The organism is Acinetobacter sp. OYA S30, assembly GCF_033599315.1.
Classification (GTDB): Bacteria; Pseudomonadota; Gammaproteobacteria; order Pseudomonadales; family Moraxellaceae; genus Acinetobacter; species Acinetobacter baumannii.
The window spans coordinates 107,188-125,560 of the sequence record NZ_JAWVAV010000004.1; the positions used below are offsets into that span (position 1 = coordinate 107,188).

Below are 18,373 nucleotides of genomic sequence, written 5' to 3' on the forward strand. Positions count from 1 at the left end.
TAGACATTAAAACAAAACCCCGCCGAAGCGAGGTTTTAGTATGTTCTTTCAAAGCATTAGATTAATAAAGTACGAATATCTTTAAGAAGTTTCGTAAGTTTATTTGTAAAGCGCGCTGCATCCGCACCATTAATTACACGGTGGTCATAAGACAATGACAACGGCAACATTAAGCGTGGATCAAAGTCTTTACCATTCCATACAGGCTGCATCGTTGCAGGTGAAATACCCAAAATTGCAACTTGTGGCCAGTTAACTAGTGGCGTAAATGCTGTACCGCCAATTGAGCCCAAGCTTGTGATCGTGAAGTTAGCACCTTGTAAATCTTTCGGTGTTAATTTCTTATCACGCGCTTTTTTACTCAACTCACCTAATTCAACAGCAATTTGCTTAATTGATTTTTGGTCAGGATTACGTAGTACAGGCACTGTCAAACCATCTGGAGTTGCAACCGCAATACCCATATGGATTTCATTACGGAGTAATACAGATTTCTGATCATCTGCTAAGTGACCCGCGAAATAAGGCTCTTCTTTCAACAAGTGTGCTACTGCTTTTGCAATAAATGCCAAAATTGTTAGGCTCACACCTTGTTTCTTAAAGCCGTCTTTCAACTCACCACGCCAAGCCTCTAGCTCAGTAATATCCGCAAGGTCAAACTGAGTTACTTGTGGAATGTAGTTGTTTAAAGACAACTGTGGTACAGAAACTTGCTGTAAACGCGTCATTGGTTTTACTTCACCGCCACCAAAAGCAGTAAAGTCAGGTAATGACGGCAATCCAGCCGGAGCAGCAGTAGCTTGAGCTACTGGTGCAGCTTGCGGTGCAGTTAAACGACTCTTCACATAAGCAAAGATATCTTCTTTAACAACACGGCCATGCTCACCAGAAGTTTTAACTTGTGACAAGATCACACCAAGTTCACGAGCCAGCTTACGAACAGCAGGACCAGCATACACTTTAGCGTTTTCTGCTTCTTGCTCTTTCGTTAACTTATCAGTACCAGATGTAGACGCCGCAGGTGCAGACTGAGTTGCAACAGGAGCGGCTGCTTTAGGTGCTGCTGCCTGTGGAGCTGGGGCTGCTTCTGCTTTTGCCGCTGGTGCAGCAGCAGGTGCTTGGCCTTCAGCTTCAATTGTTGCAAGCAATACACCTTGTGAAACTTGTTGGCCTGCTTGCAAGTGAATTGCTTTTACAACACCAGCAACGGTACTTGGAACTTCCACAGTTGCTTTATCTGACTCAACAACAACAAGGCTTTGGTCTACATCAACTTTATCGCCAACTTGAACCAAGATTTCAGCAACAACAGCTTTGTCTACACCCAAGTCAGGAACATTGATATCAACTGAACCAGACTGAGCTGGAACCGCTGCCACAGTTTCTTGCTTTGCAGCAACCGGTTCTGCTACCGCAGCTGGAGCTGGTGTAGTAGTAGGAGCTTCTGCTTGCGCATTAGATGCAGCTGCTGTTTTCACTTGAATAAGAACAACACCTTCTTTAACGGTATCGCCTTCTTTCACTTGAATACTTTCTACAGTACCAGCAACACTACTTGGAACTTCTACAGTCGCTTTATCCGACTCTACAACCACAATACTTTGTTCGACATCGATCTGGTCACCCACTTTAACGAGGATTTCACCAACCAATGCTTTTTCAACACCGATGTCAGGTACAGTCACTTCAACAGTTGCAGTTGATGTAGCAGCAGGTTGAGCTGAAGCCTGAGTTTGTTGCGCCGGTGCTGGAGCAGCTGGCTTTTCAGCCGCAGGAGCTGGTGTTGGTTCCGGTGCTGCTTGTGCCGCACCTTCTGCTTCGATCTCAATCAAAGCAACACCTTCAGTCACATCATCACCTTGATTAATCAAGATACTTTTTACGACACCTGCTGAAGTGCTAGGCACTTCAACAGTTGCTTTATCAGACTCAAGCACAACGATACTGTCGTCAACTTCAACACGGTCGCCAACTTTTACTAAAATTTCAGCGACGTTTGCTTTATCTACACCAATATCAGGGGTCTTAATTTGCATGCTTAGTTCCCCTCACCTGTTTGTGTTTCATTGTATTCAGCAACTGGCTGAACTTCCGGATGTGCTTGCGGCGCCCATGCAACCGGACGGTCAGTATCTAGCTCAAAGTTAGAAATTGCATCTTTCACTAAACGTGCGTCTACTTCACCTTCGTCAGCTAATTTTTTCAAGGTAGCAACAACGATGTGCGCAGCATCAACACCAAAGAAACTACGTAAGTTCGCACGTGTATCTGAACGGCCGTAACCATCTGTACCCAATGCAACAAATGGGCGACCATCTGGAAGATAAGCACGGATTTGTTCACTGTAAGCACGCATATGGTCGGTCGCAGAAACTACGATACCTTCCGTACCACGTAATTGTTTAGATACCCAAGATTCTTTAACTTCTTCAGCAAGTGGGTGTAGGCGGTTGTATTCTTCACATGCCATACCATCACGTGCCAATTCATTGAAGCTTGTTACACTCCAAACGTTTGAATGGATTTGGTATTCATCACGTAAGATTTTCGCAGCTTTAATCACTTCGCGAAGGATTACACCTGAACCAAGTAACTGAACAGTTGCTTTTTCATCTTTCTCGAATAAATACATACCACGTTTAATGCCTTCTTCAACGCCTTCTGGCATTGCAGGATGCTCGTAGTTTTCATTCATTACCGTTAAGTAATAGAACACACGCTCTTGGTTCACATACATACGTTGTAAACCGTCATGTACGATGACAGCCAACTCATAACCAAAACATGGGTCATAAGATACGCAGTTTGGAATCGTGTTCGCCAAGATGTGAGAATGACCGTCTTGGTGCTGCAAGCCTTCACCGTTCAATGTTGTACGGCCAGCAGTCGCACCTAACAAGAAACCTTGAGCTTGTGCGTCACCCGCAGCCCATGCAATATCACCAATACGTTGGAAACCAAACATTGAGTAGTACATGTACATTGGAATCATTGGCAAGTTATTGGTTGAATAACTTGTCGCTAACGCAGCCCATGCACTCATCGCACCTGCTTCGTTAATCCCTTCTTGTAACATGTGACCGTCTTTTGCTTCACGGTAATGCATTAACTGCTCTTGGTCTTCCGGTGTATATTTTTGACCGTGAGCGGCATAAATACCAAGCTGACGGAACATACCCTCTAAACCAAAAGTACGTGCTTCATCCGGAACGATTGGCACTACGCGGTCTTTAATTGCTTTTTCTTTAAGTAAAGCAGCAATTAAACGAACCATCACCATAGTGGTTGATTGCTCTTTGCCACCCGAACCTTTCAACACTGCATCAAATACAGATAGATCAGGAATCGCTAAAGATTCACTCTCACGACGACGTGCAGGTAAGTAACCACCTAACGCTTCACGACGCGCTTTCATATATTTCATTTCTGGAGAGTTTTCACTTGGGCGATAGAATGGAAGCTCTTCTAATTGCTCATCTGTGAATGGAAGATTGAAACGGTCACGTACATATCTTAAAGAGTCAATTTGCATCTTTTTGATTTGGTGAGTTTTGTTCACCGCTTCAATTTCTTCAGATAAACCGTAACCTTTAATAGTTTTCGCCAAGATTACTGTTGGTTGACCTTTTGCTTTCATCGCTTCTGCATATGCAGCAAAAACTTTGTAAGGGTCATGACCACCACGGTTAAGATTATCGATATCTTCATCGCTTAAATCTTTTACAAGTTCCGCAGCTTCAGGGTACTTACCAAAGAATTTTTCGCGTGTATATGCGCCGCCTTTTACCTGATAGCGCTGATAGTCGCCATCAACAGCTTCTTCCATACGTGCTTTTAATGCGCCACTTGTGTCCTTAGCTAGTAATGGATCCCAATGACGACCCCATACTACTTTAATGACACGCCAGCCTGCGCCACGGAAGATTGATTCAAGTTCTTGAATAATTTTACCGTTACCACGTACAGGACCATCTAGACGCTGTAAGTTACAGTTAACTACCCAAATTAAGTTATCAAGCTTCTCACGACCAGCTAGTGAGATCGCGCCTAAGCTTTCTGGCTCATCCATCTCGCCATCGCCGAGATATGCCCAAACTTTACGATCTTCTTCTTTGATCAAGCCACGGTTCATCAAATATTTTTGAATGTGCGCTTGATAAATCGACATGATTGGACCAAGACCCATTGATACAGTTGGGAATTGCCAATAGTCTGGCATTAAATATGGATGTGGATAGCTTGGTAAACCGTTACCGCCAACTTCACGGCGGAAATTACTTAACTGTTCTTCAGTTAAACGTCCTTCAAGGAATGAACGTGCATAAATACCAGGAGCACAGTGTCCTTGGTAATAAATCATATCTCCGCCAAAGTTATCACTGTTAGCGCGGAAGAAATGGTTAAAACCTACGTCATATAATGTTGCACTTGATGCGAAGCTCGCCAAGTGACCACCTAAATCATCACCTGTTTTATTCGCGCGAAGTACCATTGCTAAGGCATTCCAACGAATCAATGCACGAATACGGCGTTCCATATCTTGGTCGCCTGGCATTGCAGGTTGCTCTTCAACAGAAATTGTATTTAAGTAAGGTGTATTGAGACGTTGAATTGGAACATGCTTAGCAATTGCTTGTTGGTAAAGTTTTTCCAACAAGAATGCCGCTCGCTCAGTTCCCATGTGTTGTAAAACTGAATCGAATGCATCTTGCCATTCTTGGGTTTCTTGTGCGTCGGAGTCACCGTAAAACGCCATAATTCACCTGTTCCTTGTTCTCTAATCTACTTTGTATTTTTACCACGTTTTACCCCTTTCAAGTTATTGCCACGGGTGAATGTGGGGGGGGCCTATTATTTTCTGAATGAATAGTCATTGACCGAACAGTAAACAAAATAACAAAAAAACGCCAATAAAGGCGTTTTTTTATACAATCATTACGTTAAAAAAGGTTTAAGTTAATTTCAAATTCATAAATTTAATAACCTTGACCTTAGAGGCAATGCAATTAAGGCAACATTGCCAAATAAGTTGATGGATTCTTACGTTGACCATCTTTAACTACTTCATAATGTAAATGTGGACCAGTACAACGGCCTGTACAACCGACATTAGCAATATGGTCACCCGCAGAAACCTGATCACCTACTCGAACCATTAAGCGTGAAGCATGCGCGTAACGTGTTAAATAACCATTACCATGGTTAATTTCAACATATTGGCCATAACCTGTGCCCCAGCCTGATTTAGTCACAATACCCGGGCCAGTCGCATAGATTGGCGTACCACTTGGTGCAGCCATATCTAAACCACCATGATGCTCTGCACGACCACCCATGGTACGACCACCAAAGTTAGAAGAAACACGTACTGTATCAGGAAGAGGATGAGAAACTAACCAAGAATAAGGATTTGAAGAAGAGGTTTTAAATGAGTTTTTAGCTGTCGTAGTGCCGTATTTCTTTGCCAGTGAATCATTGTTGAGTTCAACTGTTTTCTCACGTAAAGTCACTGAAACTTTTGCACTCGCCGGAAGATCTAAATCATCAGGATGAGTATATGAGCCTTGAGATAGTGTTTTTGATAACTGTTCCAATCGATCTGAATCAGTAGATTGGTTAATATTTTGATAATCTGCAAAAGCAACCGATGCTGCCGAAGCGGCAAGTGAAAACGCTAATAAAATACGACGCGTGTGCATAAAAACCTCTTGAAACTGTTCTTACTCAAGTTCCTTATGATCTCTTCCTTGATATCGGTTGAAATGAACGCTTAAGATTAGGACAAGAAACCATTTGAGAATGATCAATGTCTAAACCCGATAACGTTTTTCAACAAACCGGAAAACACATAAAAACAGGAAACCTTACGTTTCTAACAACGCAAGTCGCGCAATGGCAAAGACTTACGAAAATAATCCAACCCTTATTGCCCCAACCGGAACAATGGCAAGTCGTGTGTTATCAAAATGGCTCTTTAATTATTACTGGTGAAAATCAGGCAATGATTAGTCAACTCAGCTATTTACAGAGCCAATATGTATCTAAATTATCTCAACTTGAAGGATTAAAAGACTTACAAAGAATTCAAGTTCGCTTAAGAAATAAAACTATTCCTGTAACGACCTCATCTGAGCCTTCTAAATCCATCCCCCCGGAAACACAAGAAATGTTACGTAGTGCCGCCGACTTCGTGAGCGACCCTAAGCTTAGCCAAGCTTTACTACGTTTGGCAAGCAATAAAAAATGATGAGCTTTCTATTTCTTAATTAGAATCGTTCTTAATATGTGATAAAAATCACACTTATTAATGTTACATTATAACATAGCCAAATAAAGACAATGACTTATGTCACACTCACGTATGGAATTGGACAGTCTTTCTCGTCATCAAATGTTACAATTTCATAATTACTCGGATCGCTTTGAACATTGCGTAATAGCTGATTATTTAAGGCATGTCCTGATTTATAGCCATCAAACTTGGCAATAATTTGATGACCAAGTAAATACAAATCACCAACTGCATCTAAAATTTTGTGACGAACAAACTCATCGGCAAATCGTAAACCTTCTTCGTTCACCACACCCGTATCATCTACACCAATTGCATTATCTAGACTTGCTCCTAAAGCTAAATTATTTGCTTTGAGATAATCCAAGTCTTTCATAAAACCAAAAGTTCGTGCCTCACTGACTTCATACACAAACGTTTCAGTAGAAAAATCGATAGTTGCAGACTGATATTCTTTGGCAAATGCAGGATGATCAAAATCAATCGTAAAGTTAAGCTGAAAGCCATTATGCGGGCTGAATATTGCTTTTTTATCATCAATTAAAGCCTCAACTGGCTTTAATATTTTTATAAATTTCTTAGGAGCATCTTGTTCACGCAAGCCACCTTGCATGAGCAAATAAATAAATGGACCAGCACTACCATCCATAATTGGAACTTCAGAAGCAGACACTTCCACAATTAAGTTATCGATTCCTAAACCGGCAATCGCACTCATCACATGTTCGATTGTCCCGACTTTAATATCGCCAGTGACAAGATTTGAACACATAAATGCTTCTTGAATCAGCAATGCATTAGCAGGAATATCGACAGGTGGATCCAAATCGATACGGCGAAATACAATACCTCCATCCACGGTATGTGGAATGAAATTGATCATCACTTTTTGACCGCTATGAAGACCTATTCCACTCGCTTTTACCACACGATTGAGAGTACGCTGTTTCACCATGCTTTGTAACTTCTTTTTTAAAACCGCTATACGTTAGCATATTTAGTCATTGATCAAAAATAAAAAAAGGCAGTGTTTATACACTGCCTTTCGATAGATTGTACGCTAAATTACTTACGTTGCTGATTTTTCAAGTAATCTTGAATACTCATTGGCGAAGAACGCGGTGTTGAACTTGGCGCATTATTCACGTCATTTTCAGCATTTTGACGTTTATTAATTGCAGGAACGTCATCTTCATCTACAGATTGTGCAGATTGAGTTGATGTATGGCTAACTGTATTACGCTTTCTTGGCTCTGCATCAGCTGCATTACGTGTTAAACCAGTTGCAATCACAGTTACGCGTAATTCATCACGTGCGTCTGGGTCAAATACTGTACCGTAGAAGATTTCACCTTCATCGAGGTCAACAATCTGGTTAACAACGTCAGTAATGATTTCTGTTTCACGTAATGTGATGTCATCGCCACCAGTAATGTTAATTAACACACCTTTCGCATTAATAATATTTACATTATCAAGCAATGGGCTACGGATAGCTTGTTCAGCTGCTTGACGCGCACGGTCTTCACCACGACCCAAACCAGCACCCATCATTGCGTAACCACGAGTACTCATTGCAGTTTTCAAGTCCGCGAAGTCAAGGTTAATGTGACCACGGTTAACTACAAGATCAAAGATACTGCGTACAGCGTTTAACAATACGTCATCTGCCTTTTTATAGGCATCTTTCATTGAAATATCACCATAAACGCTTAATAAACGTTGGTTAGGAATAATAATCAATGAATCAACATGAGCTTCCAGCGCTTCAATACCACGCTCAGCAGACTTTTGACGGCGACGGCCTTCAAAGTTAAATGGAGTTGTTACAACACCAACAGTCAAAATCCCCATTTCTTTAGCAACTTCGGCAACAACCGGAGCTGCACCAGTACCTGTACCACCACCCATACCAGCGGTTACAAACACCATGTCAGTCCCTTCAAGGTGCTGACGAATAATTTCACGGCTTTCTTCTGCTGCTACCTGGCCTACTTCAGGGTTAGCACCTGCACCTAGACCGCGTGTACTTTGCTCACCTAACTGAATTTTGAAAGGGGCATTCATACAGTCAAGTGCTTGTTTATCTGTATTAGCACAAACGAATTTAACACCCTGAATATCAGACTGTACCATGTGCTGAACGGCATTACCGCCACCGCCACCTACACCAAATACAGTGAAACGGGCTTGACCGTTGCCATCGTTTAGTTCATCTTCTATAAATTCAAATGAGGCCATGACCTTTAGGGTTCCTAATACATTATGGCAGTCACTTCAGCCCGTATACTGCCTTGATTTTCAAAAATAACTAATTTTAAGAATGCTGTGCAATACCAACCTTGTCAAGTACAGTGGTTTTCTCTTACAACTTCCTAACAATTCTACCAATAAATACATACATCCTAAAAAATGGCTTTAAGTTTGCTATTAAAAGCATTCCAGCCATTCACCATTCGTTCCCATACCGAACGGTCATTTCCCTCTTCAGGCTCCTCAACAGCTTCCTGTAATTCACTTTGGCTAAACATAAGTAAACCAGCTGCTGTTGCATACATTGAGCGGCGTAATGCAGCTTGATGCTGATCATCAGCATACACCTGTAATGGCGGATTACCTAGATGGGCAGACACACCTAACATACGACGCGCCAAACTTACCATACCTTCAATCTGGCAAGCATCACCAGTCAATACAACACCATGATATAGACCATGGATTGCACCGCTTTGTTCGAGTTCTTCGCGAATCTGGCTGAAAATCTCTTCATAACGAGCAATAATAATTTCCGCTAACTCAATTCGGCTAATCGTTTGCGGACCATCAATACCCTGTACTTGAATCATATGGTCAGGCTTAACAGCACTTAGATCAACGCAGCCATGCAGAATCTTAATACGTTCAGCTTCTTCAGTGGTTGTTTGTAACACGGCAGCAATATCACGTGTTACATGCTCACCACCACGCTGCAAGGTGCGTGCTAAAGCCAAACGGCCATCTAAATAAACTGCCAGATTGGTAATACCTGCACCAATATCGACAAGACAGACACCATATTCTTTTTCATCTTTAAGCAAACTTGCCTCAGCCGTAGCCAAGCAAGAAACCACCATTTTCTCAACTCCAATGTTCGCGCCTTTCATGGCACGATCAAGGTTTTGCATAGTGGCAATCGGCATCATCATAAGCTGATAATGACCAGTCATGCTGTGAGCGGTCATATTGATTGGGTTTTGAACCCATTCAGATGAGTCGCCTAATTCAAATCCTAATGGGACTGCACTCGCTAGATAATAGTCAGAAGTCACATGGCTTGCTTTTGCCAACTCTAATGCACGTACAACTTCATTGGTTGTAATCACATGTGCCGGGTTAGCAACAGGTGTGCGTCCAGAAGCATAGAAACTTTGTAGCTCGGTACTCGGAATAGATACCCACGCACTATGAATGCGACATTCGGCCATATTTTCCGCTTCAGCAACAGCGTTTTTAATCGCAGCAATGACTTTATCGAGACTTACAATTTTTCCTTTGTTCATGCCTCGATTGCGAGCAGTTGCCATACCGATAACCTGAATGTTATCCGGCGCATGAATTTTTCCAATCAAAACTGAAACTTTATGCGTCCCAATGTCAATCGCAACAACTGAGGGAACAGCTTCACTCATCACTCATACCATTTCTTTGTTGTCTAATACCAGGCAAATTGCCTATTTTAAAGCCACGTATTATGGCTTTGCTTTTGTACCACCTGCAATGCTTGTGTCATCACTCGTTACAACAAACTGACCATTCACGATTTTAGGTGGGGTTGCATTCTTCCATTGAATAGATAATCCATTACGATATCGCAAATCAATGGCTGAGATTTTCGTCCACACAGGTTTTAGGTCAGATTGTGCCAAGTGACTTAAACGTTGCAATTTATTCATTGTTTGATCTTGGTCAACAATAATTCGTAAACCAGAGTCAAACTGCATAAACCAAGTCATTCGCTCTGTTAGATATAACTCTTTTAAACGCAAATTAACAGGATGGAATAACTGATTAATTTCATTATAGCGTCGCATCATCATTTTAGACTGACTTACCGGACCGTGTAGTAACGGAAGCTCAGGATGAAGTCTCGGCTCTGCTTCACTAAATACATCGCCACCATCGCTCAATAAGCGACCTGTTCCCCAACGGGCGATAGCATGTCGAGGCATAACACGAACGCGAATACCATTGGGCCAAGCACGAGATACGACGACTCGGTCTACCCATGAAATTTCTAATGCTTTATCACGAATCTGCTCTAAATCAGATGTAAAGTAGTTATCTTTTACAATCGGCTGCACATATCGCATCACTTGCTGAGTCTCAACTGGAGTTGTTGAACCTACAACTTCAAGTTTTGCAACAGTTGCATCAGTAATAACTTTATATAGTCCGTAAATTCCGACCGCCAAGACTAAAAAGGCAATAACCAGCAACACCCATCCGCCGGCATTGGCAAGTTTTTGCTTGCGCGTAGGCGGTTTTTCATGAATGGAGGTAATTGCCGCACGTTTACGGCGCATGGATGCCGGAAGTTGTGCCATATTTAAGCCGTACCTTCCAATGTTTGCTCAAGAATTGCAACACACAATTCATCAAAGCTATAACCTACTGCTTTAGCAGCCTTTGGTACAAGCGAATGGCTGGTCATGCCTGGCACAGTATTTACTTCTAAAAGCCAGAAATTACCTTGCTCATCCTGCATTGCATCAATACGTCCCCAGCCTTCTGCACCTACGGCTTGGAAAGCGCGTAAACATAGAGCTTGTAGTTTTTTCTCTTCAGTTTCGCTAAGACCACAAGGAATGCCATACTCAACATCATTACGTTGATATTTTGCTTCGTAGTCATAGAAAGCAACATCTGCTGGTGGCTGCAAACGAATAACTGGTAAAGGCTGACCATTTAAGAATGAAATCGTAAATTCGCGTCCTGTAATCCATTTTTCTGCCATAACTACAGCATCGTGCTGAGTTGCCTTTTCAATTGCTGCCGCAAAATCTTCAGCTTTCTCAACCTTACTCATGCCTACACTTGAACCTTCATGTACAGGCTTGATAATGACAGGCAACCCCAATTCAGCAATCACTGAATCCAAGTCAGTTTCTTTAGTAATAATGCGATACGGTGCGGTTGGTAAATCACTACCTTGCCAGATTTGCTTGGTTTTGACTTTATCCATACCAATGGCAGAACCTTGTACACCCGTTCCTGTATAAGGGATGTTCAACCACTCAAGCACACCTTGGATTTGACCGTCTTCGCCACCACGACCATGCAATACAATAAATGCACGGTCATAGTTTACAAGTTCAGTTACGCTACGGTCTTGCGGATCAAATGCCTCAGCCTGAACACCTGAACGTAACAAAGCGTCCAAAACTGCCTGACCACTATCTAAAGACACAGCACGCTCAGCCGATTTCCCACCAAGTAACACGGCAACTTTGCCGAATTTTGTAGCATTTGACACGTTTAAATCCTTAACCCGATAATTCAATACTTTTTGTTTATTTCACATACAAATGGTGCTGTGCAAGTTCTACTGAAATTGCTCCCACGTTACCTGCACCTTGCGTTAATAACAAGTCATTTGGTTGTAACACATTTTGCATGATGTTTTGCAAATTACCTTCAACCGGATCAATCAAAATCGGTTCAACCTGACCACGCAAGCGAATACTACGCGCCAAAGTACGGCTATCTGCGCCAACAATTGGTTTTTCCCCAGCCGGATAAACTTCTAGTAATAATAATTGGTCGACTTGAGATAAAACTTCAATAAAGTCATCAAAACAATCACGTGTACGAGAGTAACGGTGTGGTTGGAAAAGCATAACTAAACGACGATCAGGATGGCTCTGACGAGCAGCTTTAATCGTAGCTTCCACTTCTTTAGGATGATGCCCATAGTCATCGACTAATTTTACATTCCCTTCACCAAGCTCAAATTCACCTTGTACTTGGAAGCGACGTCCAACACCACTAAAACCTTTTAATGCACGGCTAATTGCTTCATCCGAAACGCCTTCATCAGTTGCAACACCAATTGCAGCCAAAGCATTTAAAACGTTATGTAAACCCGGTTGATTAATGGTTAGACGTAACGGCTCACGTCCTTTACGTAATACAGTAAAGTGCGAACGCATACCATCTTGCTCTACATCAATCGCACGGATGTCATTATCTTCATTAAAACCATAAGTAATAACCGGACGGCCTACACGTGGCAAAATCTCGCGGATGTTCGCATCATCGCCACAAACCACAGCCAAGCCGTAGAATGGTAAGTTATGAAGGAACTGTACGAAGGTATCTTTTAATTTATCGAAACTGCCTTCATAAGTATCCATATGGTCAGCATCAATGTTTGTTACAATCGCTGCCATTGGTTGTAAATAAAGGAAAGATGCGTCCGATTCGTCAGCTTCAGCAACAATAAAGCGGCTTTCACCAAGCGCTGCATTTACACCTGTACTGTTAAGTAAACCACCGATCACATAAGTTGGGTCGAGGTTTTCTTCCGCCAACATTGTCGTCAAAAGACTTGTGGTTGTAGTTTTACCATGTGTACCTGCCACAGCAATACCATGACGGTAACGCATAAGTTCACCGAGCATTTCTGCACGACGTACAATCGGAATACGTTGTTCAATGGCAGCTTTAACTTCCGGATTTTCCGGGTCAATTGCTGTTGACACGACAAGCACATTTGCATTTTTAATATTTTCTGCTTCGTGTCCGATATAGACCTTAATGCCATTTTCTTCTAATTGTTGTGTGGTTTTTGATGCCTTAATATCTGAACCGGAAATTTTATATCCTTGGTTAGCTAACACCTCAGCAATACCACACATACCTGCACCGCCAATTCCCACAAAATGAATGTGTTTGATACGGCGCATTTCAGGCACTTTAATCAGTTTTTTTGCTTGGTTCGCAGCTGTTGTTGGAGACATAGTAAATCCGATTACATTTTTTGGATAAGATCAACCACATGCTGAGTTGCATTTGGTTGGGCATGTTGACGCGCTTTCACTGCCATTTCTGTAAGTAATTGGCGATTCATCAGCGTAGTAAACAATTGATTTAAAACTTCTGGTGTCATAGTCGATTGCTGGCAAATTTTTGCAGCACCGACATCGGCCAGAAATTTGGCATTTGCAGTTTGATGGTCATCCACTGCAATAGGAAGCGGTACAAAAACTGCTGCAACACCAGCTGTTGCTACTTCTGTCACAGTTAAAGCACCAGCACGGCAAATAATCAGGTCTGCTTCGCTATAAGCTTTCGCCATATCTTCAATAAACGGCAAAACCTGTACGGTCAAATTTGCTGGTGCGTCTGCGTACAAAGCTTGAGTTGCTTCAACCTGTTGCTGACCACATTGATGGAAAATATTCAGTGGAACCTGAAGTTGTTTTAATGCCGGAGGTAAGCGTTCATTCAGTGCTTTTGCACCTAAAGATCCGCCCACAATTAAAATATTTAACGGCTTACCCGCTTGCTCGCGTTCATCATAGCGCCACTTTGGGCTTAAGATATCAGTGATTTCACGACGTACCGGATTTCCGGTTGTCACTACTTTTTCGCTAGCAGGAAATGTATTTGGAAAAGCTTCACATACCACTTTAGCAACACGGGATAACTGTGCATTGGTAAATCCTGCAACCGCATTTTGCTCATGGATGAGAACAGGAATACCTAATAAACGCGCTGCTAGCCCACCCGGGCCTGCCACATATCCCCCAAAGCCTGCAACAGCATCCACTTTAAGCTGTTTCATATAGCGCATTGCACTAAAAGTTGCTTTTAAAATTTTAAAAGGTGCAGCAAGTTTACGGATCACTCCGTTTCCACGCACACCTTGAATATCAATTTGATAAATTGGAATATTTTGATCTTTTAATAAACGATTTTCCATACCTGTTGGCGTGGCTAACCATGAAACTTGACAACCTTGTTGTTGAAGTTGTTTGGCTACGGCGAGGGCTGGAAAAACATGTCCACCAGTACCGGCAGCCATCATCATGACATGTTTAGGTTTGCTTTGCTGTGAATCGGTCACGGTCTAATTCTTCAACTCAAAAAACAATGGAAATTGTCATCTATTTTTGTAGCCGTTTATTTTAATCCTAAAGCTTCATTAACGAAAAGCGAATTTCACTCGTTTATAACAGAAAGATGTGCTTTTTTGAAAATATGCCTACAAAGCGCTAGCGTATTTCATATTGTGATTTTATTAATTCATATATTTTCGGGTGATTTCCAATAATAAGCTTAGGAAACCACCCGAACTAGACCATTATGCTGGACGACCGGCTTCTAATACATCAAATAGGTCATCGGCAATTGATGTACCAAATTGCGCATCAATTTCACGAATACAGGTTGGACTTGTCACATTAATTTCAGTGACATAATTACCAATTACATCAAGACCTACAAATACCAAACCTTTTTCACGTAAGAAAGGGCCAACTTTAGCAGCAATGAGTTTGTCATTTTCTGTGAGTGGACGCGCTTGACCTAAGCCACCAGCTGCCAAGTTACCGCGTACTTCACCATTTTGCGGAATACGTGCCAGACAGTAAGGAATAGGCTCGCCATTTACCATTAAAATTCGTTTATCCCCTTCTACAATTTCAGGAATATAACGCTGAGCCATAATTGGACGGGTGCCTAATTCTGTAAGCATTTCTAAGGTAGAACCAATATTTACACCGTCTTGGTATAAACGGAAAATACCCATACCACCCATACCATCAAGTGGCTTAACGATCACATCACCGTGCTCGGTAATAAATTCGCGAATCAAACTCTGCTGCGATGTTACAAGTGTTGGCACTTGTAATTCAGGAAATTGCGTAGCAAACAATTTTTCATTGCAGTCACGCAGTGATTGGGGCTTATTAATAATCCATGAACCTTCACGTTCAGCTTGTTCAAGCACGTAAGTTGTGTAGACAAAGTTCATGTCAAAAGGCGGATCTTTACGCATGAGGACAACATCATAAGCCGCGATTGATTCTTTTTTCTTTTCGCCTAACTCATAATAATGGTTGTAATCTTCGAAAACTTTTAACGGAGAGATGAGACCGTAAGCCTTACCTTGATCGATATATAAATCTTGTTGTAATGCATAACCTAACTCATGTCCACGACGGCTCGCCGCCCACAACATTGCCATGGTTGAATCCTTTTTCAGATTTACGGTTTCAATCGGATCCATGACGACAAGTACACGCATGCTCAAGCTCTTCTTAAAATTTAAATTAGCATGAGTATAGCTGAGATTTTTCACTCGTTTTTCTTAATTTTAGTAAAACCTTATCGGTTATTTCTTTATCTTGAATTAAGGTAAATTCAGTTAAACTACTCCCATAAAATATTATTTTTAAAGGCTAAAGATGAAACTTTATCGCTATTTAACCGGACCTGATGACTCTGCTTTTTGTGCACGAGTGACTAAAGCACTTAATCATGGTTGGGAGCTCTATGAAGCACCTACTATGACTTTTAATGGCTCTCAAGTCCTTGTAGGCCAAGCGATTTGCAAAACAATTGATGAAAATTATGATCCAGAAATGGATATTTTAGATGTTCTCAAAAATAATGCGTGATTTTAGAGGGGGCATTTTTATCAATAAAAAGCCCCCTCTAAAACCTAATTAGCAAGAAAAACTAATGAGTCAACTCAACAAGTCCTTTAATTTGCTAATTAATTACCTAAAAATCAGTTAATAAAAAATAAATATGCCTTTTTTTAAGTTAATAGTTCTTTTATTCTAAACAATTAAATGATTATAATTATCATTTATACTTTTATTTTTGTTAATTGATTTTATTTTTATGTTAAGAATATCTATATCATCTCCCCAAATTAAGGGTTCATTCCCGCTCAGCTTACTCAGTTTAATGATTTTAAATATTCAAGGTGCTAACGCCGAGGAATTGATTGAATTCTCATCAAAAGCCGCAGCCACCATGCCAACCATAAAAATCGAGGCCATGAGTGAGCTCGACCCGATTAAAAGCTATATCGATTATGACAAAGCCAATGTCACTCGTAATGGTTTAGATAAAAAAGATATCCCTCAAACCGTTGATACCATTGATGTTCAGAAATATAAAATTTATGGATCGAATGACTTAAGCGTCATGCTGCAAGGTACACCAGGGGTATCAACCAGTTACGATATGCGTGGTGATGGGATCACGATTCGTGGTTTTGGTGCTGATACAGGTGATATTTACCGTGATGGCATACGTGAAAGCGGACAAGTACGCCGCAGTACAGCCAATATCGAACGTATAGAAATTTTAAAAGGCCCTGCTTCGGTTTTATATGGCCGTAGTGCTGGCGGCGGGGTTGTAAATATGGTGAGTAAATTCGCCAATTTTGACTCTAAAAGTTCAGTTGGCGCATATGCGGGTTCATACGATAACTACGGAACAACCGCTGACATCAACCAAGTACTTAATGACAATTTAGCAGTGCGTTTGACTGGAGAATATGGCGAGGCAGGCAGCTTCCGCTCTGGTATTGAAAATAAGATTGAGATGTTTTCCCCAAGCTTTACCTATAAGAATGACGATGGAAAGCTGACCTGGACCACACAATATACCTATGACAAATTAAATCGTGTACCTGACCGTGGGCCAACACGTGACAACTTGCCTGCGGGAACTTCAATTAAAATGGGATTTGCCCAAGACGGTGATTATGTTGATGATATTTTGAAAGTCGTTCGTACCGATGTGAATTATGAATATGCGCCTGATTGGAGCTTCCACTGGGCGGCAAGTTACCGACAAGCAGAACAGAACTTTGACCACTTTTATTTTGGAAATTATTGTGGTTTAGATGGAAAAAACTCAAAGAATGAGGCTTGTACAAAAAAAGGTTACATCGATCAAATTTACTACTGGCAACAAACCAGCAATAAGACCACCACCAATACATTTGATATTAAAGGAAAGTTCAAGACAGGCCAGCTTGAACACCAAATTATGGTTGGTACAGACTGGACTTATGAACAACGAGAGCCACGTCTAGCCAATAAAACTCAAAATGGGTCAGCTATTTATGGTTACGTTAATCCAATCACTGGTGAACGAGAGTACAGTCGTGGCAATGGCCCATTAAAGATTAGTCAGCATAACTATAATGAAGGCACAACTTACGGCGTATTTATTCAAGATTTAATTGGTCTAAATGACCAACTTAAACTTATGATGGGACTCCGCTACGATTACTTCGACTTTTCAACTACTAACAAAATTAACAATGAACATCGTAATGTAAAAGACAGTACTTTTAGCCCAAATGTTGGCTTGGTATGGCAACCAGTTCCTGAACATAGCTTTTATACGTCTTACTCTAAAAGCTTCGCACCGTTTGGTGGACAAATGGGTGTCAACCAAGTTACTGGAAGTACCGATGTCGCGAAAATGGATAAAGAGCCTCAATATAACGAGCAATATGAAGTTGGTGTAAAAAGTGAATGGTTCGATAATCGTTTAAATACTCAATTTTCTGTCTTTGATATTCGTAAAAATAATATTCGCTATAAACCGAACCCTGACAGTGAACCAGAGGTATGGGCAACTGCTGGTCAACATCAATCTCGTGGTCTCGAATTTAGTTTTATTGGCCGTGTACTTGATAATGTCTTTGTTCGTGGTGGGTATGGCTATACCGATGCCAAAGTTAAAGAAGACAATCAAAACCCTGAGCGAGAAGGCAATTATTTAGCCAACACTTCTAAAAATACAGGTAATTTATTTGTTCGCTATTTACCAACTGAACAGTGGTATACCGAAGTGGGCGTGACCTATGTGGGTTCTTATTATCCAAATATTAATAATCAAGTAAAAATGGAAGGCTTCAATCGTGTCGATGCAGCAATTGGCTACAGTGCCAACCCTTGGAATGTCACACTTGCGGTGAACAATTTAACCAATAAAGAGTACTGGCGTTCGGACAGCATGCCAGGCACACCACGTAATGTGTTATTGCGTTTGAATTATCAGTTTTAA

The 18,373-nt window shown here is 41.3% G+C and carries 14 protein-coding genes; 3 read left to right on the forward strand and 11 right to left on the reverse strand.

Going from position 1 to position 18,373, the window contains the following annotated elements; translation table 11 throughout:
- Positions 1-56: 56 nt before the first annotated feature.
- From R5R67_RS03525 to R5R67_RS03535, 3 genes are all read right to left on the reverse strand, one after another.
- Positions 57-2,036 carry a 2-oxo acid dehydrogenase subunit E2 gene (locus R5R67_RS03525; protein ID WP_001166122.1) on the reverse strand — a complete coding sequence of 660 codons (1,980 nt, stop codon included), beginning with the start codon at positions 2,034-2,036 and terminating at the stop codon, positions 57-59.
- A gap of 2 nt (positions 2,037-2,038) precedes the next feature.
- Positions 2,039-4,756, reverse strand: coding sequence for a pyruvate dehydrogenase (acetyl-transferring), homodimeric type (gene aceE / locus R5R67_RS03530; protein ID WP_000896433.1), 2,718 nt, complete (start codon positions 4,754-4,756; stop codon positions 2,039-2,041).
- A gap of 250 nt (positions 4,757-5,006) precedes the next feature.
- Positions 5,007-5,699 (reverse strand): M23 family metallopeptidase, encoded by a 693-nt coding sequence (locus tag R5R67_RS03535; protein ID WP_000557460.1) that lies wholly within the window; start codon positions 5,697-5,699, stop codon positions 5,007-5,009.
- A gap of 107 nt (positions 5,700-5,806) precedes the next feature.
- On the opposite strand from R5R67_RS03535, the gene R5R67_RS03540 reads away from it, so the two are divergent.
- Positions 5,807-6,247: a DciA family protein gene (locus tag R5R67_RS03540; RefSeq protein WP_000042455.1), complete on the forward strand. Its 441-nt coding sequence runs from the start codon at positions 5,807-5,809 to the stop codon at positions 6,245-6,247.
- A gap of 97 nt (positions 6,248-6,344) precedes the next feature.
- On the opposite strand, the gene lpxC is transcribed toward R5R67_RS03540, so the two are convergent.
- The 8 genes from lpxC to gshB all read right to left on the reverse strand — a co-directional run bounded on the left by lpxC (position 6,345) and on the right by gshB (position 15,581).
- Positions 6,345-7,247: a UDP-3-O-acyl-N-acetylglucosamine deacetylase gene (gene lpxC / locus R5R67_RS03545; RefSeq protein ID WP_000240700.1), complete on the reverse strand. Its 903-nt coding sequence runs from the start codon at positions 7,245-7,247 to the stop codon at positions 6,345-6,347.
- Positions 7,248-7,357: 110 nt separating this feature from the next.
- The gene (gene ftsZ, locus R5R67_RS03550) at positions 7,358-8,533 is read right to left on the reverse strand and encodes a cell division protein FtsZ (RefSeq protein WP_000135734.1); all 1,176 of its coding nucleotides are present in this window, start codon (positions 8,531-8,533) and stop codon (positions 7,358-7,360) included.
- Between the two features lie 164 nt (positions 8,534-8,697).
- Complete coding sequence (ftsA, locus tag R5R67_RS03555) at positions 8,698-9,960, reverse strand: cell division protein FtsA (RefSeq protein WP_001287630.1); 1,263 nt, start codon at positions 9,958-9,960, stop codon at positions 8,698-8,700.
- 60 nt (positions 9,961-10,020) lie between these two features.
- Positions 10,021-10,875 (reverse strand): cell division protein FtsQ/DivIB, encoded by an 855-nt coding sequence (locus R5R67_RS03560; RefSeq protein WP_000057904.1) that lies wholly within the window; start codon positions 10,873-10,875, stop codon positions 10,021-10,023.
- 2 nt (positions 10,876-10,877) lie between these two features.
- Positions 10,878-11,804 (reverse strand): D-alanine--D-alanine ligase, encoded by a 927-nt coding sequence (locus R5R67_RS03565; protein ID WP_000063661.1) that lies wholly within the window; start codon positions 11,802-11,804, stop codon positions 10,878-10,880.
- Between the two features lie 37 nt (positions 11,805-11,841).
- Positions 11,842-13,290, reverse strand: coding sequence for a UDP-N-acetylmuramate--L-alanine ligase (murC, locus tag R5R67_RS03570; RefSeq protein ID WP_000075472.1), 1,449 nt, complete (start codon positions 13,288-13,290; stop codon positions 11,842-11,844).
- Between the two features lie 11 nt (positions 13,291-13,301).
- Positions 13,302-14,399: an undecaprenyldiphospho-muramoylpentapeptide beta-N-acetylglucosaminyltransferase gene (gene murG, locus R5R67_RS03575; protein WP_000132437.1), complete on the reverse strand. Its 1,098-nt coding sequence runs from the start codon at positions 14,397-14,399 to the stop codon at positions 13,302-13,304.
- 237 nt (positions 14,400-14,636) lie between these two features.
- Complete coding sequence (gene gshB / locus R5R67_RS03580) at positions 14,637-15,581, reverse strand: glutathione synthase (RefSeq protein ID WP_001265491.1); 945 nt, start codon at positions 15,579-15,581, stop codon at positions 14,637-14,639.
- Positions 15,582-15,741: 160 nt separating this feature from the next.
- Between gshB and R5R67_RS03585 the strand changes: the two genes are divergently transcribed.
- Positions 15,742-15,954 carry a DUF1737 domain-containing protein gene (locus tag R5R67_RS03585; RefSeq protein ID WP_000781168.1) on the forward strand — a complete coding sequence of 71 codons (213 nt, stop codon included), beginning with the start codon at positions 15,742-15,744 and terminating at the stop codon, positions 15,952-15,954.
- A gap of 229 nt (positions 15,955-16,183) precedes the next feature.
- Entirely contained in the window at positions 16,184-18,373 is a 2,190-nt protein-coding gene (locus R5R67_RS03590; RefSeq protein WP_031950520.1) for a TonB-dependent receptor, read from the forward strand.